At 72.0% G+C, this 22,111-nt stretch carries 24 protein-coding genes and 1 tRNA gene; 7 read left to right on the top strand and 18 right to left on the bottom strand.

Annotation, left to right across the window (positions count from 1 at the left end):
- Nucleotides 1-43 precede the first annotated feature (43 nt).
- A complete protein-coding gene (locus ABZ858_RS32285) occupies nucleotides 44-457 on the top strand; it encodes an SsgA family sporulation/cell division regulator (RefSeq protein ID WP_361386730.1) in 414 nt (137 codons plus the stop codon).
- 19 nt (nucleotides 458-476) lie between these two features.
- Here the strand turns inward: ABZ858_RS32285 and ABZ858_RS32280 are convergent, their stop codons facing one another.
- Nucleotides 477-1,883, bottom strand: a complete 1,407-nt coding sequence (locus ABZ858_RS32280; protein ID WP_361386727.1) for an FAD-linked oxidase C-terminal domain-containing protein — start codon at nucleotides 1,881-1,883, stop codon at nucleotides 477-479.
- A gap of 126 nt (nucleotides 1,884-2,009) precedes the next feature.
- Here ABZ858_RS32280 and ABZ858_RS32275 point away from each other — a divergent pair, with 126 nt between their 5' ends.
- The gene (locus ABZ858_RS32275) at nucleotides 2,010-3,551 is read left to right on the top strand and encodes a tetratricopeptide repeat protein (RefSeq protein WP_361386724.1); all 1,542 of its coding nucleotides are present in this window, start codon (nucleotides 2,010-2,012) and stop codon (nucleotides 3,549-3,551) included.
- A gap of 3 nt (nucleotides 3,552-3,554) precedes the next feature.
- Here ABZ858_RS32275 and hppD read toward each other — a convergent pair whose 3' ends face one another.
- Nucleotides 3,555-4,703 (bottom strand): 4-hydroxyphenylpyruvate dioxygenase, encoded by a 1,149-nt coding sequence (hppD, locus tag ABZ858_RS32270; RefSeq protein ID WP_361386721.1) that lies wholly within the window; start codon nucleotides 4,701-4,703, stop codon nucleotides 3,555-3,557.
- A gap of 125 nt (nucleotides 4,704-4,828) precedes the next feature.
- Here hppD and ABZ858_RS32265 point away from each other — a divergent pair, with 125 nt between their 5' ends.
- The 3 genes from ABZ858_RS32265 to ABZ858_RS32255 all read left to right on the top strand — a co-directional run bounded on the left by ABZ858_RS32265 (nucleotide 4,829) and on the right by ABZ858_RS32255 (nucleotide 6,278).
- Entirely contained in the window at nucleotides 4,829-5,296 is a 468-nt protein-coding gene (locus ABZ858_RS32265) for an Lrp/AsnC family transcriptional regulator (RefSeq protein ID WP_361386718.1), read from the top strand.
- Between the two features lie 71 nt (nucleotides 5,297-5,367).
- Complete coding sequence (locus tag ABZ858_RS32260) at nucleotides 5,368-6,042, top strand: helix-turn-helix domain-containing protein (RefSeq protein ID WP_361386715.1); 675 nt, start codon at nucleotides 5,368-5,370, stop codon at nucleotides 6,040-6,042.
- Between the two features lie 32 nt (nucleotides 6,043-6,074).
- Nucleotides 6,075-6,278, top strand: a complete 204-nt coding sequence (locus ABZ858_RS32255) for a hypothetical protein (RefSeq protein ID WP_361386712.1) — start codon at nucleotides 6,075-6,077, stop codon at nucleotides 6,276-6,278.
- A gap of 85 nt (nucleotides 6,279-6,363) precedes the next feature.
- On the opposite strand, the gene ABZ858_RS32250 is transcribed toward ABZ858_RS32255, so the two are convergent.
- The 6 genes from ABZ858_RS32250 to ABZ858_RS32225 all read right to left on the bottom strand — a co-directional run bounded on the left by ABZ858_RS32250 (nucleotide 6,364) and on the right by ABZ858_RS32225 (nucleotide 12,495).
- A complete protein-coding gene (locus ABZ858_RS32250) occupies nucleotides 6,364-7,155 on the bottom strand; it encodes a S16 family serine protease (RefSeq protein ID WP_361386709.1) in 792 nt (263 codons plus the stop codon).
- Nucleotides 7,156-7,226: 71 nt separating this feature from the next.
- Entirely contained in the window at nucleotides 7,227-7,868 is a 642-nt protein-coding gene (locus ABZ858_RS32245; protein ID WP_361386706.1) for a helix-turn-helix domain-containing protein, read from the bottom strand.
- A 464-nt stretch (nucleotides 7,869-8,332) separates the two neighbouring features.
- A complete protein-coding gene (locus ABZ858_RS32240) occupies nucleotides 8,333-10,123 on the bottom strand; it encodes a DEAD/DEAH box helicase (protein WP_361386703.1) in 1,791 nt (596 codons plus the stop codon).
- Nucleotides 10,124-10,247: 124 nt separating this feature from the next.
- Entirely contained in the window at nucleotides 10,248-10,616 is a 369-nt protein-coding gene (locus ABZ858_RS32235; RefSeq protein ID WP_361386700.1) for a Fic family protein, read from the bottom strand.
- Nucleotides 10,616-10,813, bottom strand: a complete 198-nt coding sequence (locus ABZ858_RS32230) for a hypothetical protein (RefSeq protein WP_361386697.1) — start codon at nucleotides 10,811-10,813, stop codon at nucleotides 10,616-10,618. The genes ABZ858_RS32235 and ABZ858_RS32230 overlap by 1 nt, the downstream gene beginning before the upstream one ends.
- A 32-nt stretch (nucleotides 10,814-10,845) precedes the next feature.
- Nucleotides 10,846-12,495, bottom strand: coding sequence for an MFS transporter (locus ABZ858_RS32225; RefSeq protein WP_361386694.1), 1,650 nt, complete (start codon nucleotides 12,493-12,495; stop codon nucleotides 10,846-10,848).
- 215 nt (nucleotides 12,496-12,710) lie between these two features.
- Between ABZ858_RS32225 and ABZ858_RS32220 the strand changes: the two genes are divergently transcribed.
- Nucleotides 12,711-12,782 (top strand) — tRNA-Cys (locus ABZ858_RS32220).
- Nucleotides 12,783-12,864: 82 nt separating this feature from the next.
- On the opposite strand, the gene ABZ858_RS32215 is transcribed toward ABZ858_RS32220, so the two are convergent.
- The 5 genes from ABZ858_RS32215 to ABZ858_RS32195 all read right to left on the bottom strand — a co-directional run bounded on the left by ABZ858_RS32215 (nucleotide 12,865) and on the right by ABZ858_RS32195 (nucleotide 17,028).
- The gene (locus tag ABZ858_RS32215) at nucleotides 12,865-14,136 is read right to left on the bottom strand and encodes a site-specific integrase (protein ID WP_361386691.1); all 1,272 of its coding nucleotides are present in this window, start codon (nucleotides 14,134-14,136) and stop codon (nucleotides 12,865-12,867) included.
- A 77-nt stretch (nucleotides 14,137-14,213) separates the two neighbouring features.
- Nucleotides 14,214-14,447: a helix-turn-helix domain-containing protein gene (locus ABZ858_RS32210; RefSeq protein ID WP_361386688.1), complete on the bottom strand. Its 234-nt coding sequence runs from the start codon at nucleotides 14,445-14,447 to the stop codon at nucleotides 14,214-14,216.
- Nucleotides 14,448-14,627: 180 nt separating this feature from the next.
- The gene (locus tag ABZ858_RS32205; protein WP_361386685.1) at nucleotides 14,628-15,773 is read right to left on the bottom strand and encodes a DUF3631 domain-containing protein; all 1,146 of its coding nucleotides are present in this window, start codon (nucleotides 15,771-15,773) and stop codon (nucleotides 14,628-14,630) included.
- Entirely contained in the window at nucleotides 15,770-16,126 is a 357-nt protein-coding gene (locus ABZ858_RS32200; RefSeq protein WP_361386682.1) for a hypothetical protein, read from the bottom strand. Before ABZ858_RS32200 ends, ABZ858_RS32205 begins: the two co-directional genes overlap by 4 nt.
- Nucleotides 16,123-17,028, bottom strand: coding sequence for a bifunctional DNA primase/polymerase (locus ABZ858_RS32195; RefSeq protein ID WP_361386679.1), 906 nt, complete (start codon nucleotides 17,026-17,028; stop codon nucleotides 16,123-16,125). Before ABZ858_RS32195 ends, ABZ858_RS32200 begins: the two co-directional genes overlap by 4 nt.
- A 141-nt stretch (nucleotides 17,029-17,169) precedes the next feature.
- Between ABZ858_RS32195 and ABZ858_RS32190 the strand changes: the two genes are divergently transcribed.
- The gene (locus ABZ858_RS32190; protein ID WP_361386676.1) at nucleotides 17,170-18,183 is read left to right on the top strand and encodes a hypothetical protein; all 1,014 of its coding nucleotides are present in this window, start codon (nucleotides 17,170-17,172) and stop codon (nucleotides 18,181-18,183) included.
- A gap of 61 nt (nucleotides 18,184-18,244) precedes the next feature.
- On the opposite strand, the gene ABZ858_RS32185 is transcribed toward ABZ858_RS32190, so the two are convergent.
- The 5 genes from ABZ858_RS32185 to ABZ858_RS32165 all read right to left on the bottom strand — a co-directional run bounded on the left by ABZ858_RS32185 (nucleotide 18,245) and on the right by ABZ858_RS32165 (nucleotide 22,052).
- A complete protein-coding gene (locus tag ABZ858_RS32185; protein WP_361386673.1) occupies nucleotides 18,245-18,727 on the bottom strand; it encodes a hypothetical protein in 483 nt (160 codons plus the stop codon).
- 17 nt (nucleotides 18,728-18,744) lie between these two features.
- Entirely contained in the window at nucleotides 18,745-18,900 is a 156-nt protein-coding gene (locus ABZ858_RS32180) for a hypothetical protein (protein ID WP_361386670.1), read from the bottom strand.
- A gap of 14 nt (nucleotides 18,901-18,914) precedes the next feature.
- Entirely contained in the window at nucleotides 18,915-19,382 is a 468-nt protein-coding gene (locus ABZ858_RS32175; RefSeq protein ID WP_361386667.1) for a hypothetical protein, read from the bottom strand.
- Between the two features lie 204 nt (nucleotides 19,383-19,586).
- A complete protein-coding gene (locus tag ABZ858_RS32170) occupies nucleotides 19,587-21,716 on the bottom strand; it encodes an FtsK/SpoIIIE domain-containing protein (RefSeq protein WP_361386664.1) in 2,130 nt (709 codons plus the stop codon).
- Between the two features lie 126 nt (nucleotides 21,717-21,842).
- Nucleotides 21,843-22,052, bottom strand: coding sequence for a hypothetical protein (locus ABZ858_RS32165; RefSeq protein ID WP_361386661.1), 210 nt, complete (start codon nucleotides 22,050-22,052; stop codon nucleotides 21,843-21,845).
- Between the last annotated feature and the right edge of the window lie 59 nt (nucleotides 22,053-22,111).

The raw sequence follows: 22,111 nt of genomic DNA, 5'->3' as shown, positions 1-22,111 counted from the left end.
CGGGCGGCACGCGTCGCGTCACGAGTGGAGAGGAACGAGGACCATGCGGAACACGGTGGTGGAACGCGAGCTGGAGCTGCGGCTGATCCTGTCGCCCGGGCGGGGGATCCCGGTGCCGGCCCGGCTGGGATACCGCACCGACGACCCGTACGCCGTGCACATCGACTTCCACGTCGACTCCGGGCAGCCGGTGCACTGGGCGTTCGCCCGGGAACTGCTCGTGGAAGGGGTGTTCCGGCCGTGCGGGCACGGTGACGTACGGGTGTGGCCGTCGACGGCGGACGGCCGCGGCGTGGTGCTGATGGCGCTGGACTCGCCGGGCGGCACGGCCCTGCTGGAGGCGCCGTCCGCGCAGGTCTCCGCGTGGCTGGAACGCACCCTGCGGGTGGTGCCGCCGGGCACCGAGGGTGAGCGGCTCGGCATCGACGACGGGCTGGCCGGGCTGCTCGCGCGGTGAGGGCGTACGGCGGCGCGGCTCAGAACAGCTTGCCGGGGTTGAGGATGCCCAGCGGGTCGAAGACCTGCTTGACGGCCCGCTGCATCTCCACCCCGACCGGGCCGATCTCGCGCGCCAGCCACTCCTTCTTCAGGACGCCCACACCGTGCTCGCCGGTGATCGTGCCGCCGAGCCGCAGGCCGAGGGCCATGATCTCGTCGAAGGACGCACGGGCGCGCCGGGACTCGTCGGCGTCCTGGGCGTCGAAGCAGACGGTGGGATGGGTGTTGCCGTCGCCGGCGTGCGCGCACAGCCCGATGGTGAGCCCGTGCTTCTCCGCGATCCGCTCGACCCCGTCGAGCATCTCGCCGAGCCGGGACCGCGGCACGCACACGTCGTCGATCATCGTCGTGCCCTTGACCGCCTCCAGCGCGGTCAGCGACAGCCGCCGGGCCTGGAGCAGCAGCTCGGACTCCGCGGTGTCCTCGGCCGGGACGACCTGGGTGGCGCCGGCCGCCTCGCACAGCGCGCCGACGGCGGCGAGGTCGGCGGCCGGATCGGGCGTGTCGAACGCGGCGAGCAGCAGCGCCTCGGTGGTCTCGGGCAGGCCCATGTGGGCGAGGTCGTTGACGGCCTTCACCGTCGTACGGTCCATGAGTTCGAGAAGGGACGGCGCATGGCCGCCCGCCATGATCGCGCACACCGCGTCGCAGGCGGCGCTCGCGGAGGCGAACTCGGCGGCGAGCACGAGCTGGCGCGGCGGCTGCGGCCTCAGCGCGAGCACGGCCCGTACGACGATGCCGAGCGAGCCCTCGGAGCCGACGAAGAGGCGGGTGAGGTCGTATCCGGCGACGCCCTTGGCGGTGCGGCGGCCGGTGGACATCAGGCGGCCGTCGGCGAGCACCACGTCCAGGCCGAGCACGTACTCGGCGGTGACCCCGTACTTCACGCAGCACAGGCCGCCGGAGGCGGTGCCGATGTTGCCGCCGATGGTGCACATCTCCCAGCTGGAGGGGTCCGGCGGGTAGTACAGGCCGTACTCGCCCACCGCGCGGGACAGCGCGGCGTTGACGACGCCCGGTTCGACGACCGCGACGCGGTCCACCGGGCTGATCTCCAGGATGCGGTCCATCTTGGTGAGGGACAGGACGATGCAGCCCTCGGAGGCGTTGGCCGCGCCGGACAGGCCGGTGCGGGCGCCCTGGGGGACGACGGGGACGCGCAGTTCGGTGGCGATCCGCATCACGTGCTGGACCTGTTCCACCGTGCGCGGCAGGACGACGACGGCCGGGGCGCCGGACGGGCAGAAGCTCGCCATGTCGTGCGCGTAGGAGGCCGTGACGTCGGAATCGGTGAGGACCGCCTCGGCCGGCAGGCCCGCGAGGAGCCGGTCGGTGAGGTTGCCCTCGGCTGCGTCGGGTGCGGCTTGGATACGGCTCATGATCACAGCGTGGCACTCGCGGCCATCGGTGTGAAGCCCATCCGCCGCCCGCCTCCGCCTGCCGGGTGGCGGTGGGGTCCGGCCGCCGGGTCGCGGCCGGCGGGCGGGGGCCGCTGACGCACAGTGGGCGCCATGGAGAAGCCTGTGCGGAGCCCGGCCGCGGCCCCGGCACCCGAGCCGCGGCGGCGGCCTCCACGGCCTCGACGGCCTCGACGGCTTGTCACACCGGCCGTGCTGATCGCGCTGGGGGTGTTGGCCGTACTGGGAGCGGCGGGGGTGGCGGAGCTGACGGGGGCTCCGGGGGGTGTGCTCGGCGCGGGGCGGCCGGAGCCGATCGGGCCGTCCGGGCAGTCCGGGTCCCGGCATGCGGTGCGGCGGGGCGCGCCCGGGGTGCCCGGGACGGCGGCGGCGCTGTCCGCGCTGGCGGCCGGGGTGCCCGCCGCGCCGCCCGACCTGGCGGCGCTGATCGGCGACCGGGAACGGCGGGTGCGGGCGGTGCCCGGGGACGCGGGGGCGTGGGCGGTGCTCGGGGCGGCGTACGTCGAGCGGGCGCGGCGGACGGCGGACACCGCGGACCTCCCGCCGGCCGACAAGGCGCTGGGGACCTCGCTGCGGCTGCGTCCGGCGGGGAACGCGGACGCGCTGTCCGCGCTGGCGGTCCTGGCGAACGAGCGCCGGGACTTCCGTACCGCCCGCGCCCGCGCCGAGCAGGTGCTCGCCCTGGACCCGAAGCGGTGGACGGCGTATCCGCCGCTCATCACCGCGTGCACCGGGCTCGGTGACCACAAGGCCGCTCAGCAGGCCCTCGACCGGCTGACGAAGCTGGACCACTCCCCCGCCGTACGCGCGGTGACCGCCGAGGTCTACCGGGACCGCGGCTGGCGCGAGGACGCGGCGGCGCAGCTGGCCGACGCGGTGGCGGGCGCGGCCACGCCCGCCGAGCGGGCCGCTTATGTGGAGCGCGAGGGCGACCTCGCGTGGCAGCGCGGGGACCTGGCGGAGGCGCTGCGGGACTTCGGGGCGGCGCTGCGGCTCGACGCCGGCCGGCCCGGCGCCCTGGCCGGGCGGGCCCGGACGCTGGCCTCGCTGGGCCGGCCCGAGGACGCCCTGGCCGCCTACCGGCGGGCGCTGGGCGACCGGCCGCGCCCGGAACTCCTGCTGGAGTTCGGTGAGCTGGACGAGTCGCTGGGGCGGGAGGAGCAGGCCGAGGAGCAGTACGACCGGGTGCGGGAGCGGGCCGGGCAGGACGCGGCGGCCGGGGTGGACGACGCGCTGGTGCTCGGGCGGCTGGAGGCGGACCACGGTGACGCCGAGGCGGCGGTACGCGGGCTGCGCGCCGAGTGGCGGCTGCGGCCGGGCACCGCGGTGGCCGACGCGCTGGGCTGGGCGCTGCACCGGGCCGGGCAGGACGAGGAGGCGCTGACGTTCGCCACGACGGCGACCGAGGCGGCGAAGGGGGGCGGGGTGCGCGACGCGCTGTACGAGTACCACCGGGGCGCGATCGAACAGGCCCTGGAGCTGCCCGGGGCCGCCCGCCGCCACCTCCGGCAGGCGCTGCGCACCGCTCCCGCCTTCTCGCCCCGGTGGGCGCCCGAGGCCCGGACGGCACTGGACGCACTGGGCGAACCCCCGGTGACGGAGGCGCCGCCGGGGGTCGAGCTGTCCGTGCGGTAGGGCTCAGAGGTTGCCGCGGCGCTCCTGCTCGCGCTCGATCGCCTCGAACAGGGCCTTGAAGTTGCCCTTGCCGAAGCCCATGGAGCCGTGCCGCTCGATGATCTCGAAGAACACCGTCGGGCGGTCCTGGACCGGCTTGGTGAAGATCTGCAGCAGGTAGCCGTCCTCGTCGCGGTCGGCGAGGATCTTCAGCTCGCGCAGGGTGTCGATCGGCACGCGGGTGTCGCCGACCCACTCGCCCAGGGTGTCGTAGTACGAGTCCGGGGTGTTCAGGAACTGGACCCCGGCCGCCCTCATCTGGCGGACCGTCTGGACGATGTCGTTGCTGTTCAGCGCGATGTGCTGGACGCCGGCACCGCCGTAGAACTCCAGGTACTCGTCGATCTGGGACTTCTTCTTGGCGATCGCGGGCTCGTTGATCGGGAACTTCACCTTGAGGGTGCCGTCGGCCACGACCTTCGACATCAGCGCGCTGTACTCGGTCGCGATGTCGTCGCCCACGAACTCCTTCATGTTCGTGAAGCCCATGACCTTGTTGTAGAACTCGACCCACTCGTTCATCCGGCCGAGTTCGACGTTGCCGACGCAGTGGTCGACCGCCTGGAAGGAGCGCCGGGCGGGCGGTTCGACCATGGGCTCGGCGGTCGTGTAGCCGGGCAGGTACGGGCCGTCGTAGCCGCCGCGCTCGACCAAGGTGTGGCGGGTCTCGCCGTAGGTGGCGATCGCGGCGAGGACGACCGTGCCGTGCTCGTCCTTCAGCTCGTACGGCTCGGCCACCGAGCGGGCGCCGTGCGCGACGGCGTAGGCGTGGGCGGCGCGCGCGTCCGGGACCTCGATGGCGAGGTCGACGACGCCGTCGCCGTGCTCGGCCACGTGCTCGGCGAGGAAGTGGCCCCAGGTGGTGGAGGGCTTGATGACCGAGGTGAACACGAACCGGGCGGAGCCGCTCTCCAGGACGTAACTCGCGGTCTCGCGGCTGCCGTTCTCCGGTCCGGAGTAGGCGACCAGGCTCATGCCGAAGGCGGTGGAGTAGAAGTGCGCCGCCTGCTTGGCGTTGCCCACGGCGAAGACGACCGCGTCCATTCCCTTGACCGGGAAGGGGTCGGCCTGCCGGGCGGTCGCGTCGGGAGTGTGCTGTGTGGTCTGCGTCATAGCCGAAGGGTCACCCGGGTCCGCAAGGTGCGCAATAGTTCGCGCATCCGCTGGGCAGGATGACCAGTGAAAGCACCCGGTCGGCGGGCTTTCTGTACAGGATGACCACTCGGGAGGCGGGGCCTGTGGCGATCGATCAGCTGGACGGCCGCATCATCGTGCTGCTGGCGCGTGAGCCGCGCATCGGCGTGCTGGAGATGTCCCGGCGGCTCGGGGTGGCGCGCGGGACCGCGCAGGCGCGCCTGGACCGCCTCCGGGCGAACGGGGTGATCCGCGGGTTCGGCCCCGAGGTCGATCCGGCGGCCCTCGGCTACCCGGTGACGGCCTTCGCGACCCTCCAGATCCGCCAGGGCCAGGGCGCGGACGTCCGCGCCCACCTGGCGACCGTGCCGGAGGTGCTGGAACTGCACACCACCACGGGCACCGGCGACATGCTCTGCCGCCTGGTGGCCCGCTCCAACGCCGACCTCCAGCGGGTGATCGACCGGGTGGTGGGCATCGAGGGGATCGTCCGGGCGTCCACGGCGATCGTGATGGAGAATCCGGTGCCGCTGCGGGTGATTCCGCTGGTGGAGCAGGCGGCGGAGGAGTAGGGAGGGCATGCAAAGGGTTTGTTGCAAAGAAACCGTTGCAATGCTTCCTTTGCATGGCTATCTTCATACCCATGGCCGAACACCGCGAGCCCGAAGTCCGCGAGCCTGAGCACCCCGAGCCTGAGCACCCCGAGTCCGTGCACTCCGAGTCCGAGCACCCCGAGTCCGAGCAGCGCCGGTCCGGAGTCCGCGAGCTGGACGCCCGTTCACTGCGGGGGCTGGCCCATCCGCTGCGCATGCAGCTGCTGGACGCCCTGCGCCTGAACGGTCCGGCCACCGCTTCCCAACTCGCCGAGCGGCTGGGCGAGTCCAGTGGCTCCACCAGCTACCACCTGCGCCAGCTCGCCGCGCACGGCTTCGTCGAGGACGCCCCGGAGCACGGCAAGGGGCGGGAGCGGTGGTGGCGGGCGGCCATCGAGGGCCTGCGCTTCGACGACGACCTCCTGGAGAGCGCCAACCCGGCCGTGCGCGGAGCCGCCGACCTGTATCTGCACGAGATCGCGACCACCCACGCCCGCGAGGTCTCGACCTGGCTCGGCACCCGCGACGACCGGCGCGCGGACTGGGTCGGGAGCACGGACCTGAGCAGCATGACGCTGCGGCTGACGCCGGAGCGGACCCGGGACCTGATCGAGAAGATGCACGACCTGGTCGAGAGCTACCGCGAGGCGCCCGGCGCCGAGGCCCCGCCCGGGGCCGAGACGGTCCGCATCCACACGCACGCCTTCCCGCTCCCCAAGGACTGACCACTCCCCCACGGACCGAAAGGCGACCGCCCATGCACCCCGAGACCCATCTCGCCCTGCACCGCGCCCGCGCCCGCGAACTCCGCTCCGCCGCCGACACCCACCGGCTCGCCGCCGACACCCCGCGCGCGCCGCGCGAACTGCGCGCCCGCCTCGGCTGGACCCTCGTCGAGGTCGGCCTGCGGCTGGCCACCACCGCCCCGAAGGGGGTCGCCATGACCCGGCAGGCGGTCTAGGCCCTGTCGCCGGCTCCGCGGCTCGGTACGGCCGAGTCCTCGGCGCTCAGCGGCTCGGTACGGCCGAGTGCCGAGTCCTTGCCGCTCAGCAGCTCGGTACGGACGAGTCCTTGCCCTCGCGCAGGGCGGTCAGCGCGTTCACCGTGCCCTTCAGGTCGGTGACCGGGACCAGGCGCAGGCCCTTGGGGAGTTCCGATCCTGCCTCGCCGCACTCGGCCCTGGGCACCAGGAAGACCGTGGCGCCGTCCCGCCGGGCGGCCTGCGTCTTGAGGGACACGCCGCCGACCGCGCCCACCGTGCCGTCGGCGTCGATCGTGCCCGTACCGGCGATCGTGCGGCCGCCCGTGAGGTCGGCGCCGCCGCCGGCGCCGCGGACCTTGTCGATGATGCCGAGGGTGAACAGCAGCCCGGCGCTGGGGCCGCCCACGTCGGCGAGCTGGAGCTTCACCTTGAGGTCCCGGTCGGACATCCCGAGGTATTTCTGCGCGGCCCGGGTGGCCGCGTCCTGGGACTGCTTCATCTGCTCGGCGTTGTGCTGCTCGATCTGCCGGACGTCGCCGCCGCCGTAGACCGCGTCCCGCGGCATCACCGCCCGGTCGGTGGCGAACCAGCCGTCGACCACGTCACCGAGCGAGACGCGCGCCTCCGGGCCGGTCGCCATGATGGTCACCATGCGCAGCTGCCCGCTGGTGTGCCGTACGGGCCGGCCGGAGACGGTGATGACCTCCTTGCCCTTGAACGTGCCGAGCACGTCCGCCGTCGACCCCGGCTGCGCCACCGAGAACGGCAGCGGCGCGAACAGCGCCGTGGCGATCAGCGCCACGACGGGCAGCGCGCAGACGGTGACGGCCTGGAGGCGAGTGAGGCGAGAGAGCACGAAGTCAATCTACGCGACGACACGGACCGGCCACCGGCCGGTCGGCCCCGGGCGGGAGCCGCCGGTGGCCGTCATCTGAGCGCCTCCGCCACCTCGCGGGCCGCGTCCACCACCCTCGGGCCCACCCGCTCGGGCACCGCGTCCGCGAGCATCACCACGCCCACGCTGCCCTCGACGCCGGTCACCCCGAGCAGCGGCGCGGCGGCCCCGCAGGCGCCGGCCTCCAGCTCGCCCTGGGTGAGGATGTAACCGGACTCGCCGGCCGGCTGGCGGCGGGCGGAGAGTATCGCCTTGCCGGCGGCGCCCCGGTCCAGGGAGTGGCGGAAACCGGCCCGGTAGGCGACGTGGTAGTCCGTCCAGGTGGGCTCGACCACGGCGACCGCCAGCGCCTCGGCGCCGTCCACCAGCGTCAGGTGGGCCGTGGCCCCGATGTCCTCGGCCAGCGACCGCAGCGCGGGCAGCGCCGCCTCGCGTACCAGCGGATGCACCTGGCGGCCCAGTCGCAGCACCCCGAGCCCGACCCGGGCCCGGCCGCCGAGGTCGCGGCGGACCAGCGCGTGCTGTTCCAAAGTGGCGAGGAGGCGGTAGACGACGGTCCGGTTGACGCCCAGTTTCTGGGACAGTTCGGTGACGGTCAGCCCGTGGTCGGTGTCGGCCAGCAGCTTGAGGACCCTGAGTCCCCGGTCGAGCGTCTGGGAGGTCTCCGCGGTCACGACGCCCACTCCTTCAGTGGTGAGGCGGCGGCGTTCATCGCGGCGGATACGTCACCGAGTCCCGTCAGTGACGCGCGACAGAGGCCGCCGATCGGCCGGCGGTCCGGGCGGTCCCGGACTCTGTCGCTTCACGGCTGCGCTCCGCGGCGGCTCTGCCACGGGGCGTGTGCGTAGCGGGACAGTAGCGAAGCCGGTTCGCTGAGCGGAAGTGTTCGTCCAGAATCCGGGCAGCGTCGATCGGGAACCGTTCGCGAACTGTGCGCGTTCGTCCAGATACGTACCGCATCCGTACCGTAGCCGTACCGCAGCTGCGGCACACCCCGCGTCACAGGCTTCCCACAGGTCACTCGGGCCCCACCCGTCACCGGAGTTCGGGACCCACCCGACACCGGGTCCGGGACCCGCCCGACACCGGGTCCGGGACCCACCCGACACCAGGTTCGGGACCCTCCTGTCACCGGAGTTCAGCGCATCCGGGTCGCCCACTCCCGCACCTTGTCGATGCGCTGGCGCAGCTGCCCCGCCGTCGCCTCGGCGCTCGGCGGGCCGCCGCACACCCGGCGCAGCTCGGTGTGGATCACCCCGTGCGGCTTGCCGCTCTGGTGGACGTAGGCGCCGACCATGGTGTTGAGCTGCTTGCGCAGCTCCATCAGCTCCTTGTGGGTGACCACCGGGCGCCGTTCGGCGGGCAGTTCGAGCAGGTCGGCCTCGTCGTCCGGCTTCCTGCGGCTGTGCGCGATCTGCCGGGCCTGCCGCTTCTGCAGCAGCATCTGCACCTGATCGGGCTCCAGCAGGCCCGGGATGCCGAGGTAGTCCTGCTCCTCCTCGCTGCCGGGGTGGGCCTGCATGCCGAACTCGGCGCCGTCGTAGAGGACCCGGTCGAAGACGGCGTCGGACTCCAGCGCCTCGAAGGGCAGCGTGTCCTGCTCGCCGGTGTCCTCGTCCTGCTCCTTGTTCGCCTCCTCCATCTCCTTCTCGGACTCGGCGTAGGGGTCCTCCTCGCCCTCCTTCTTCGGCTTGTCGAGGGCGTGGTCGCGCTCGACCTCCATCTCGTTGGCGAAGGTGAGCAGGTCGGGGATGGTCGGCAGGAAGACCGAGGCGGTCTCGCCGCGCCGCCTGGACCGTACGAAACGGCCGACGGCCTGCGCGAAGAACAGCGGCGTGGAAATGGTCGTGGCGTACACCCCGACCGCGAGCCGGGGCACGTCGACGCCCTCGGAGACCATGCGGACCGCGACCATCCAGCGGTCGTCGCCGTCGCTGAACTCGTCGATCCTCCTGGAGGCGCCGACGTCGTCGGACAGCACGACGGTCGGGCCCCGCCCGGTGATCTCGCGGATCAGCTTGGCGTAGGCGCGCGCGGAGTCCTGGTCGGCGGCGATGACCAGCGCGCCGGCGTCCGGGATGGCCTTGCGGACCTCGGTGAGCCGCTGATCGGCGGCGCGCAGCACGGACGGCATCCACTCGCCGCGCGGGTCGAGCGCGGTGCGCCACGCCTGGCTGACGGCGTCCTTGGTCATCGGCTCGCCGAGCCGGGCCTCGATCTCGTCGCCGGCCTTGGTGCGCCAGCGCATGTTGCCGCTGTAGGAGAGGAAGATGACCGGCCGGACGACGCCGTCGCCGAGGGCGGAGCCGTAACCGTAGGTGTAGTCGGCGGACGAGCGCCGGATGCCGTCCTGCCCCTCCTCGTACGTCACGAACGGGATGGGGTTGGTGTCGGACCGGAACGGCGTGCCGGTCAGGGCGAGCCGGCGGGTGGCGGGCTCGAACGCCTCCAGGCACGCCTCGCCCCACGACCTGGAGTCACCGGCGTGGTGGATCTCGTCGAGGATCACCAGCGTCTTGCGCTGCTCGACGCGGTTGCGGTGCAGCATGGGGCGCACGCCGACGCCCGCGTACGTCACGGCGACCCCGTGGTACTCCCGGCTCAGCGGGCCCGCGCTGTACTCCGGGTCCAGCTTGATGCCTATGCGCGCGGCGGCCTCGGCCCACTGCTTCTTCAGGTGCTCGGTCGGCGCGACCACGGTCACCTGCTGGACGACGTGGTGGTGCAGCAGCCAGGAGGCCAGGGTCAGCGCGAAGGTGGTCTTTCCGGCGCCCGGGGTGGCGACCGCGAGGAAGTCGCGCGGCTGCTCCTGGAGGTACTTCTCCATCGCGCCCTGCTGCCAGGCACGCAGCTTGCCGGCGGTGCCCCAGGGGGCGCGTCCGGGGAAGGCGGGCGAGAGGTGGTGGGAGGAGGGGGCGGTGGTAGTCACGGTCTCCGGTTCGCTGTACTGAGGGCTCGGCTACGTATGACAACCGGGCCACCCTACCGGTGGCCCCACCGCTCCCCCGCGCCCACGACACCCCACCGGGCCCGGGTGCGACACGGGTCACAGATCACCGGGTGAACTTCGGCAACTGCTCGGCGATCTTGGGCACGTCGAGAACGCCCTGACAGACGTCCAGCACGAAGCGCTCGGCCTCGTCCACGTCGAAATCCGCGTCCAGCCGACTTCCGTTGATGTGCAGGAAGACCCAGATCGCGTACCAGGCGATGCGCTTGTTCCCGTCCACGAGTCCGTGATTGCGGGCCAGGGACTCCATCAGTGCGGCAGCCTTCTGCCAGACGTCCGGATAGGCGTCCTGCCCGAACACGCTGGACTGCGGACGCGCCAGCGCCGAGTCCAGAAGACCGTAGTCGCGCACCTCGGCCGCCCCGAGCCGCTTGGCGAGATTCAGCAGCTCGGGAAGTGTGAGGTAGTACATCAGGCCAGCCTCCGGTTCAGCTCGGCGCTGGCCTTGAGCACATGATCGGCCGCCTCGTTGAACAGCCGCGAGCGTTCGTTCATTGCGGCGATCACCGCGTCGTGGGCGAACGCCTGCATGCTCCGGCCCTCGGCGGCCGCCCGCTCGCGCAGCGCCTCGAGTTCCTCGTCCGTGAAGCGGAGGTTCAGTCCAGCCATGCTTCGACGGTACTAGGTGGTACCACGCGGCGTCACCGTGATTCCGCGCGCACCCGCCGCGCCACCCACGCCCCCGCCAGCGCCACCCCCGCCATCGGCAGGAACACCGCCGCGAAGGCGGCCGGGTGGGCCGGGGACACGGTGGTCGTCGTGGGGGCGGCCGTGCCGCCGCCCAGGGCCGCGAACGCCGCGCCGCCGGTCGCCAGCAGGACGACGTTGGACAGGGCGTCGGACATCTGGAGGGCCGCCGAGTTGGCGCCGGCCTCCGCGGGCGGGGAGAGCTGGAGCAGCAGCACGCTGGTGGAGGCGATCACCAGGCCCATGCCGAAGCAGCCGAAGCCCCAGGCGACGGCGACCGTCCAGACCGGCACGGAGTGGACCAGCACACTGGGCGCGGTGGCGATGGCCGCCGCCACCAGCACCATCCCGGCCGTCATCAGCCGCTCCCGGTACGGCGCAGCGGCCGGCCGCGACTGCACCCAGGAGCCCAGCGCCCAGGTGGCCCCGCCGGCCGCGAGCGAGAAGCCGGCCGGCGTCGGGGACAGCCCGCGCTGGGTGACGAGCATCAGCGGCACGAAGGACTCGGCGGCGATGAAGGACCCGGCCGCGACCCCGCGCAGCAGCACCACCGACGGCAGCCCGCGCGCCGCCCGGTAGGTGCCGCGCGGCAGCAGCCCGCGCACGGCGGGGACCAGCAGCGCGGCCCCCGCCGCGCCGGGCAGCAGGGAGATCCAGCGCAGGTCCTGCGCCGCGTACTGGAGGAGTCCCGCGCCCAGCGAGATGCCGAGGGCGAGCCGGATGCGCCGCGCGTCGAACGGCTCCCCCGCCGCCTCCCCCACCGGCCCGGCCGCGCGCCGCCGTATCTGCGGCAGCGCCATCGCCAGCGGGAGCACGACCAGCACCGGGATGCCGATGAACACCCAGCGCCAGCCCAGGTGTTCGGTCACCGCGCCCGAGGCGAGCGGGCCGACGACGGAGGGGACCACCCAGGCCGCCGCGAACGCCGCCATGATCGCCGGACGCAGCCGCTCCGGGTACGCCCGCCCCACGACCACGTACAGGGCGACGATCACCAGCCCGCCGCCGAGCCCCTGCACGGCCCGGCCCAGGATGAACACCCACATCGTGGCCGCCGTCCCGGCCAGCAGCAGTCCGGCCGCGAAGGCGCCGATCCCGGCGGTGAGCGCGCCCAGCGGCCCGCGCCGGTCCGCCCACTGCCCGGCGAGCACCATCCCGAACAGGCTCGTCGTGAAGTACCCGGAGAACGCGAACGCGTACAGCGGCACCCCGTGCAACTCCCGCGCGGCGACCGGCATCGCCGTGCCGACGGCGGTCGCCTCGAAGGCGATCAGCAGCACGACGGAGACGATCCCGATGCTCAGCGCCCGGTGGGCACGGCCCAGCACGGAGCCGTGCGCGGGATCGAGCGCGAGGTCGAGCGCGGGATCGAGCGCGAGGTCGAGCGCGGGATCGAGCGCGAGGTCGAGCGCGGGATCGAGCGCGAGGTCGAGCGCGGGGTCGTGCGCGCCGGGGGCCCCAGGCGCGCGGTCGTACGCCGAGCCGGCCGGCGCGGGCTGCACACTCGGCGCAGCCGGCGCAGTCGGCGCGTCCTGCGGGCCGGGCGGCCTGGCGCGGTCGGGGGCGGCGGCGACGTCGGTGTCGCGGGGTTCGAGGGCGGTCATGGTCGTGAGAGTAAGGGCCGCAGACGCCTTTGACCCCTGTCGGAAGTCGCCTCCTGGCCCAGACCTTGGTCGTAGATCCCCCCTGCCTGCCGACCCCCTTTCATGAACGGCGTATGGCGGTCGCGTTGCGTCCCCGGCCCTTCCCTTGAGCCGCCGCCCGGCCCCGGCCTACTGTCGGTGCACCCGGTTCGGACCGCGCGAGCGGCTTCCGGCACGGCCGTGTGCCCGAGTGGCTCAGGGACTCGCCTGCAAAGCGAGTTACGCGGGTTCAATTCCCGCCACGGCCTCTTGCGCCTTGACCAGGCAAAAGGAAAGGGCGGCACCCCAACCGGGGTGCCGCCCTTTTGGCCGTTCGTCTCAGTTCCCGTCTCAGTTGGCCGGCACGGGCGCGCCGGCCGCGCCGTCATTCGAGCGTTCCGTCCCGGCCTTCCAGATCAGGCCGTCGACCTGTCGCGCCACGTCGGCCCGCACCGCGTCGACCATGTGCTGATAGCGCGCCGCCATGGCAGTTGTCGACCATCCCATCAGCCCCATGACGGCCCGCTCGGGAACTCCGAGGATGAGCAGCACCGTGGCGGCCGTGTGGCGCGCGTCATGCAAACGGCCGTCACGGACGTTCGCCTCGGCCAGGAGAGACTTCCATTCGGCCCAGTCCTGACGGTGGGACGGGCTGCGGCCGTGTTCGTCCGGGAACACGAGGCCGTTGTCCACCCAGCGCTTCCCGGCTCCCGCCCGCTCGGCCTCTAGCGCCTTGTGGTGCGCCCTCAGCAGATCAACGAGTTGCTGCGGCAGCCCGACCGCGCGTCGGCCGGCGCGCGACTTGGTGGTGGAGACCTCCGGGTTGGTGCGCCGCTTCTGCGGACAGTACCCGGCGGCCTTGCGTCCGCAGGGCTCCGCGCAGCCGTGGGCGTACTGCGGCCGGTGACGACTGCGGCGGACCACGAGGTATCCCCCGTCAAGGTCCACGTCCTCCCACTTCAGTGCCAGCACTTCCCCTTGACGCAGCCCGAGGGCGAGCGCCACGGCCCACCGGGCGGAGTTGCGGTGCTGGTCGGCGGCCTTCAGCAACCGCTGTACCTCTTGGATGCTGTAGGGCTCCACCTCGTAGTCGCCTGTCTTCGGCGCCTTGGCCAACAGAACGGGGTTCTTGCCGAGATGGCCGCGCCGTACCGCCTCGTTGAGGGCGGTACGGAAGGTGCGGTGCACCTGATGGGCGGTCGCGGGCTTGCTGCCGTTGATCTGCATCTTCGCGTAGAAGGTCTCGATGTGCTCGGGCTTGAGCCTGTCGAGCCGGTGGTCACCCAATCCCGGAATGAGGTGCTTCCGCACCGCGACGCCGTATCCGACCATCGTGTTGTCGTTCACTGCGAGGGGCGCCACGTTCTCAATCCAGTGCGTCAGCCACGCCTTGACGGTCCAGGGCTTGCCGGGCTTGCGCACGGTCTTGGCGTCGCGCTGCTTTTCCAGTTCCCGGACCGCGTCTGCCACTTCCCCGCGAGTCTTGCGTTCGATGTGTCGCCGGTCGGGCTTGCCGTCGTCGCACACGCCGACCGTCACGCGACCGTGCCATTTCCCGTCCTTGCCCAGGTAGATGGACGAACGGCCGTTGGGCTGCCGGGTGCGCTTCTTCTCCTCCGCCACAGGCGGACTCCTTCAGGTTGAGACAGGTGCGAACGACCGGGGCGCCTCCCTGCTAGGTGGCGCCCCGTGTGGGGTGCTCAGGCGGCGCGCTGCTCTGTCCGGCGTCGGGTGAGGTAGGCGGCGGGGGCGTCGGCGGGGACGCGTCGGAGTCCGCCGATGGTCAGGGATTCCAGTTCACCCGTGCGGATGAGGGCGAAGCAGGTGGTGCGGCCGATGCGGAGGCAGCGGGCGGCCTCTTCGACGGTCAGGAGAACGGGGGCCGGGTCGCCGGTCCCAGCGAGCGGTGCGATGCCCACGGTGGCGATGCTCATGGAAAGGTCTCCTCTAGGACTGTCCTTCGGGGGTCCCTCTGAGGGCCGCTACTTCCGCTACCGCCGCTACCGCGCAGGTCAGGGGCCTGTTCGGGGTAGCGGGAAGGGGTAGCGGTAGCGGATGGGTAGCGGCGGGGTAGCGGGTCGCAAGGCTGCTTCCCGCTACCTCATCGTTGCTGCTCAGACCGCGTTTTCGGTCCCGGGTAGCGGAAGTAGCGGACTTTCCGGGGGAGGGGGGCAGTAGCGCGCCCACGCGTCGTGCAGATCGGCGGCGTAGTAGCCCTTCAAGACGCTGCCTGCGGTCTTGATGTTGCGGGAGGCGATGGGCTCGTTGTCGGCCGTCATGTACTCGGCGAGCATCCGGGACAGGCGCCGGTTGTCGAGCGGCTTGCCGTGCAGGTCGGCCCACGGGGCGTCGTCCAGGGCGTTGAGCCGGTCCAGGATGGCCACGGTGGGAAGCCGGTCGATGCCGACCATGACGTGGTCGCGCAGGTCGCACAGCAGCCGGACCCCGAGACTGCCCTTGTCGTTGGCCTTGGACGCGGTCACCAGCGTCACGCACGCGGCGCGTGCCCGGTCCGACCAGTGGCCGCCGACCGCGTCCGCGATGGCGAGCAGGGGTTCCCACACGTCCGCCGGCCGGTCCGAAACCCCCTCGGGCATCTCGGGCCAGGAACCCATCACGAACCCTCGGGCGTGCTCGGCCCACTGGGCAAGCCGGTCACGCAGCTTGTGCCCCTCGGTCTCGTGAACGCGGGCACGGAAGGCTTCCACCCGCTCGTTGCGTGCCCGGCGGCGCATCCGGATGACGACGGAGCGGGTCATGATCGTGTCCGGGAGGGAGCCGAGTCCGGCGACCGCGACCGCGCAGTACGAGGGGAACGCCTGCACGGTCTGGTTGCCGCCGTCCCCGATGCACCGGTAGGTGACGCCGGTCCGGCGGTGGCCGGCGTTCAGGAACCCGCGCAGTTCCTCGTTGTCCCCCGCCTTCGGGCCGAAGATCGTATCGATCTCATCGAACAGAATCGTCGGCCGACCGTTGGGGTTGGACACGGACCGGAACAGAGCCGCGGCGGACGCGTTGACCGCCGTCATGGGCTGCGGCACCAGGGTCTCCACGATCTCCAGCGCCCGTGACTTGCCCGACCCCGGCTCCGGGGACAGGAACGCCAGCCGCGGGGTGGAGTCGAAGCAGTCCAGAAGGTGCGCGTGCGCGTCCCACAACGCCACGGCCACGTAGGCGGCTTCGGTGGGGAAGACGTTGAAGCGGCGGTGGAAGGCTTCCACCTCGTCCAGCAGCGCGGCCCCGTCGATGGCAGTCGTCATGCGGCGGCCCTTCCTTCCTGGGGGGTGCGGAGGGGGCAGGTGCCGCGGTGGGCGGTGTGGGCGTCGATGAGGGCGAGCACGCGGGTGTGGCCGATGGCGCTGCGGTCCCAGCCGCACAGGCACCGCGACGTCGCGGTGGGCGTGGCGCCGTACGGTGCGCTGATGCGCAGCCAGGCGACGGGGTAGCGGCCGTCTCCCGGGCGCGGGTCAGGGCGAACAGCAGTAGGGACGCCCTGACGGGCGACGCCTTCCGGCACGCCCACGACCGGACGAGGCATGGCCGGTGCGGCGGCGCGCGGGCCGTCCGGGACGGTGGTGATGCTCTTCAGGAAGGGGAGGGGACGGGGGCTCATGCCGCATCCCGCCTTGCCCGGTTGTGAGCGATGGACCAGTTCAGGGCACTGCGCAGGGTGGAGCGGCACTCGGCCGCGGACAGGCCGGCCGCCTCCCCCGCCTCCTGAAGAGCCTGCTCCACCACCGCGCGGGGAAGGTCGCCCCACGCGACGAAGCGACCCAGAGCCCGCGCCGCCCGGAACAACGCCGACTCCCGCCCACCGACACCGGCCGTGGCCACGTTCCGGGCCTCGTTGGCCAAAGCCGTGTAGGCATATGAGCGGGATTGCCCCGCTACGGCCACCGAAGGGGCACCGGACGGCTTGGAGGCGGGCCGCAGGACGCTCAGCAGCCATCCGGGCAGAGGAACGCTCTCAGCGCCGCACAGAGCCTCATACGGTCCGGCGGAGGTGACACTGCCGGCGGCGACGACGTAACCGCCCCACGCCCGGGTGTCCACCAACTCCCCGACCGTCCCCGCCGTGTTGGTCAGCCGGACCTCGTCCGGAGTGGTGAAGTACAGGTGAGTTCCACCGCTCGCGGTCCGGGTGCGGTAGGTGTCGGGGACGGCGTGCCCGGCGCGCTCGCAGAGCGCCCCGAAGGTCGCCGCGCCGCAAGGCGCGTCCGAACTGCCCTTGTCCTTGGGCACGTCCAGATCCACGACCAGCAGCCGCGAGGGACCAGTGGCGATGCCGACGTTGAACGGCGCCCGAGACCAGGCGGCACGGATGCGGCCGGGATCGATGGTGGCGCGTTGCTCCCACTTCATGTGTCCGTGCTCACATGGACCGGTATAAGGGCAGGCGGCTGCCCCGTGCAGGGCGGGGCGCTTGGTGCCGGGACGGAGCGGGAAGATGTGCCAGCCGCGTTCCGCGGCGTCCAGTGCTGCGAACAGCAGCGTGGAACGGGGGTCATGCGTCATGCTGGAGACCTCCACTGTTCGGTTGGATGGGTGGAGTGGAGGGCGGCCCCGGGTTCTTGGTGGAATGGGGGCCGCCCTTTCGCCTGCCACCTGCGTGAAACGGCGCGGCAGGTTGTCAGTGGTGGCGGTTAGGGTCAGCGCATGCTGACGACCCTTGAACTTGTGCCGGGCATGGTGACGACGCGCGAGGACATCGCGGCGGCTTTCGGCTGCGGCAAATACCAGGGAATCGAGCCGGCCGACGAGGCGGGCAAGGTCTTCGTGTACTCCGACCCGTCCGCGGGCGAGGAGTACGGATATACCTTCGACGGACGCGCGGAGGACGACGACTTCGGGCCGCTGTACATGTACACCGGCGCCGGCACCTCGGGAGACCAGAAGCCCTCCGGCCGCAACGGGTCCCTGCTCACCGCGGCAAAGAAGAACCGGGAGATCCATCTGTTCATCGAGCATGGCAAGGCGCCCGGCAGCGGAGCAAAGCTCCAGCGCTACATCGGTCAGATGGTGGTCGATCTGATCCAGCCGTATGAGGTGCACCGCGGCCCCGGTCAGGACAAGGTGATGCGGGACGTCCTGGTCTTCCGGTTCCGGCCGGCACCGGGAACGACGCCGGCTTGGACCGAAGCGGACTGGCAGAAGCCCGCCACCAAGTCCGGATACGAGATCACCGACCCGGGAGTGCAGGTTCCTGAGCCCGTAGTTCTGCCGAAGCAGAGCGGCGCGAAGGTGACGAAGACTGAGCAGCACCACACGATGGATACGGTCGCGGAGATTCAGGCCAGTCAGCGCAAGGTCTTGCTGCGGGAGGCTGAGCTGGTGACCGCTTTCATCGAGCACCTGACCGCGGCCGGTCACGAGCCGCAGGGCATGGAGCTCGTCATCGAGGGCGAGCCCGGCAAGCTGCGGGTGGACCTGTACGACGCAACGGATCACGTGCTGTACGAGGCGAAAGGACTCACGACCCGGGCCAACGTCCGCATGGCCATCGGCCAGCTTGCCGACTACCGGCGCCGCGTCCCCAACAACGAAAACCTGCGCATCGCGGTGCTGCTGCCCAGCGCTCCCACCCCTGATGTTCAGGCACTCCTTGCGGAACTGAACATCGAACTGGTCTACCAGACCGAGGACGGCTTCGCCGGTTGGCCCATCGTCTGACCTCACAGACGAACAGGGCGGCCCCGAATCCCTCGCGGCACCGGGGCCGCCCTCGGGTTTGCTACCGGCTCAACAGGTAGTCGCTTCCTGCCCGGCGCAACGCCGTGTGAGCGTCGCGGCTGTGTTCGCGGCCGGCGGCCAGCGCTGCTTCGGTGTCGGGGCTGAACGCCCGGTCTGTGACCGGGCCGAGAGGGATGTCGTTCAGCTCGATCGCTGCCCAGGCGGCTTTCTCTCCCAGTTCCACGAGGCGGGTGCCGCGTGCGGTGAGGGCGAGGCGATCACGGGCCACGGTGATCTCGGTGCGGAGCCGGTAGCGGATGGCGCGCTGGTCGGTGCTCTCCTGGTCACTGTCGCGCAGGTGGGCGACCGTCAGCCAGTAGTTTTCGCGGTAGCGGAGTATCGCTTCGAGCAGTGCGACCAGGGATGCGGTGATCTCCTGCCGGTGCCGTTCGGCGCGGGCGGCGTGGTCGGTGGCGCGTTGGGCGAGGATTGCCAGGGCGGCGCCGGCGAGGGTGCCTATCACGGCGATGAGGGTGGACCACATGGACGGCTCCTCGGGGGTCAGTAGTGGTTGTAGTAGCCGAGGCAGGGGCTGTCCGGGCAGTCACACCCGTCGCACTCGGGGCAGATCTCGCCGTCACACTTGGTGCAGGTCTCGTGGCCGGAGCAGCCGTAGTTGCAGCACTCGTCGCAGTACTCGGAGTCCTCGTCGAACATGCCGTATCTCCTGGTCAGCCGTGGAAGTGGTTGCGCTTGATGACGGCCTTGCGGATGTTGACCGTGGTCCCGCCCCGGTGGCCGCCGGCGGTGAAGACCTGTACGGCGATCCAGCCGCCGAAGATCACGGCCGCGAGGATGATGAGCTGAGTGATGAAGGCAGTCAGGGCCGTGATGAACGCGGTCAGCAGGAACAGCCCGCCGCACACCGCACCGAACCCGACGCCGGCGAGGGCGATGTTCACGGCCGTGCGGGAGACAGCCGGCTTCGCGGCGACCGGTTCGGGCTGGACGGGGTGGACGGCGTAGCCGGTGACGACCCGGCCGTCCGGCAGGACGATGCTCGCCACCGCCGGTACCGCGTCCGGCTGCGAGGGCGCGAGCGGGGCCGCCGGGACGACGGCCGCGGGGGCAAGGGGAGTGGGGTGGTGGAGGTCGACGGCCCGCAGTACGGGCGGGTGGGGGCGGTGTTCGGGGTGCATGCGGAATCCCTTCCGGTGCTCGGTCAGGGAGGCGGAAGCACCCCCTGCCGGGGGTGCTGTGGAGGGGGTTTCGGGGGTGCCGGCCTGCGCGCCTCCCTGACTCCCTGTTGGATCATTTGGGCTGGTCAGGGCCAGGGAGGCGGGTCAGGGAGGCGTGCAGGGAGTTCTCCCTGACTCCCTGACCCGCCGCCGGTCGCCTCCCTGCTACTCGGCGGTGGAAGCGGAACCGGCGGTGTCGCGATTGGCGCGATTGGCGAGGGCGCGGGTGACGCGTTCGCGGGCGACGACCATGCGGCCGTCTGACTTGTACGGCTCCGCGCCGGCGTCCTCCAGCACGCGCTTGAGGTCGCCGGGCGTCCAGTCGCCGTAGGCGTCCGAGTGCAGCGCCGTCAGCCGCTTGAGCACGTCGGCGGTCAGGACCCGGGAGGCGTCCCCGAGGACGGACGAAATGTCGGCCAGCGGGTCGCGTTCCGCGCCGCAGTCGATCACGGTGAGAGTGGTCACGCCGTCGCGCAGGGCCTTGGCGCGGTCGATGATGGCCTTGGCCGCGTCGTCATCGACGTAGTGCGTGCGCACCGTGATGGACGACTGGCCCTTGGGGATCTCGATGCCGGATGACGCGACGACGAGAGTGCCCTGATCCAGGCCGGGCCGCAGCAGGTTCGGCGCGGCGCCGCCGTCTACGGCCTTGTCACCCAGCGCCATACGCGCTTGGGACTCGGTGCCCAGGGCGAGGGAAGCGCGGGTGTGGGCGCCCTCGCGGACCAGCTTGGGAAGGTTCTGGTCGGTGGGGTCCTGCGTGCCCTGCCACATCAGGACGTTCACGGCCCGACCCTGGTTGTGGATCTTACGGACGGCCATGAAGTACCGGGAGGTGGCCTTGGAGCCGCCGTAGTAGCGGCCCTCGTCGTCCTTGAGCGGGCACATGAACGCGACCTGCGCCTCGTCGACCAGCACGATCAGCGCAGGGAAGACGGTGCCGGGCGGCGCCATGAGACGCCGGTTCATCTCGTCCACCGCACCCTCGACCATCTCGGTCACCTGGATGACATGCTCATCGGTCGGCCCCTGGATCAGGACCCGGGCCAAGCCGTCGAACATGGCCCAGTCGCCCACGCCCTTGAGGTCACCCATGAGGAACTGCACCGACTTGTCCAGCGCAAGCCACAGGGCCAGGGACCGCAGGGCGACAGTCTTGCCCTGGTTCGACAGACCGGTGATGAGGAGATGGCGCTGGTACAGGCTCAGCAGGGCCGCGTCCCCCCGCAGGTCCTGCCCCCACGGGGCGCGGCCCTTGGCGTAGTCGGCGGTCATCGTCTCGTCGGTGACCAGCGGGGACGGCCCGATCGGCTCGTCCAGCGCCCCGGAGTCCGCGATCCACAGCCGCACCGTGCGGGCGGCCTGGGGGATCGTGATGAACACCTCGTGCTCGTGGCGGGTCAGGTTCTCCGCGAGCTTGCGGCGCTTGCCCTGCACCTCGTTCGTGGACACCCCCGAGGGCAGGGTCACGTCCACCTCGACGCCGCATCCGGCGATGCGGATCGGGCCGAGCATGGCCGCGCCGGCGTCGCCCATCTCCTTGATGGCGTTGCGCAGGGCCGGGACACCGAGGTCGCGCAGGGCCTTGACCACGACGGACGGAGTGATCGGCTCCCCCTCCCCCGACCGGACCGCGGCCGGCAGTGCCCAGGCGGGGGCGGCCTGTTGCTTGCTGCCCACGGCCCACAGGGCGAGCAGGGCTAGGAACGGGCCGAGCGAGATCAGCGGCCCCCACACCACCTGCACGATCACGATGAGCAGGCGGATGAACTCGATGACCGCCATGAGCGGGGTGACCACGTCGGTGGCGTCCTTGTTGGCGATGGCCAGCACCACCCCGAGGGCGACCAGCGTGCCAACGCCCATCCCGGTGCCGACGGCCGCGCCCTTGGCCGCATCGACCGGGGAGCGCAGCAGGTCCATGCGGCGGCGGTGGCGTGCTTCGCGGTAGCGCTGCCCGCGCTCTTCCCACTCGGCGGCGACCTCGTAGTTCCCGGCGGCCTCGGCGGCGCGGAGCATGCGTTCGTAGCGGGCGGCCGTGCGACCGTCCCACGTCCGCTTCGCCACGATCCGCGCCCCGCCGGCGACGTAGAGGGAGTGCCGGGCCAGCAGGCGGGCGGCGCTGCGGGTGTTCTCGTGCGTGACGGCCGCGCGAACCGCACGCCCGGAACGCACCCACAACGGGACCGGGAGTGCGGGGGGCGGGTCCGGGACCACGGTGAGCGCCGTGACGGTGCCCGCCGGGCCGGGAACGGGCTCGGGGGTCTTGTGCAGAGAGATGACGGTGCCGCTCATGGCGGTGGACTCCTGACTGCCCCGGATGGTGGGGCGGAAGGCTTCGGGAGCGCACCCGGGGCAGCGGTCACCTCTCCTTCGGCAGGGGGAGGCGAGTGCCGCCCCGGGTGCCGGGAGCGGGAAGGGTCAGGAGATCTGCCGCGCGTCGGCGCGGACGACACGCCCGGACTTCATCTCCGGGTGCTGGTTGATGATCATGCCCTTGACGTGGTCGATGACGTCCCTCGCGGTGGGCTGACGGCCGGTCGTGGCGGTGACGTCCATGCGGTCGCGGTACTCGGCGTACTGGCCATGGTTCTCCATGCGGACATGAACGGCCCAGGTGCTGCGCTTCATCTCGACGCCTTCCGGAAGAGTGAGCAGAGGAGGGGGTGCTGTCGGGGGGACGGCCGCGG

The sequence above is a fragment of the Streptomyces sp. NPDC047017 genome, assembly GCF_040644175.1.
Classification (GTDB): Bacteria; Actinomycetota; Actinomycetes; order Streptomycetales; family Streptomycetaceae; genus Streptomyces.
Note: the sequence above shows the minus strand (reverse complement) of the source record. Positions and strands in the feature narration are given on the sequence as shown.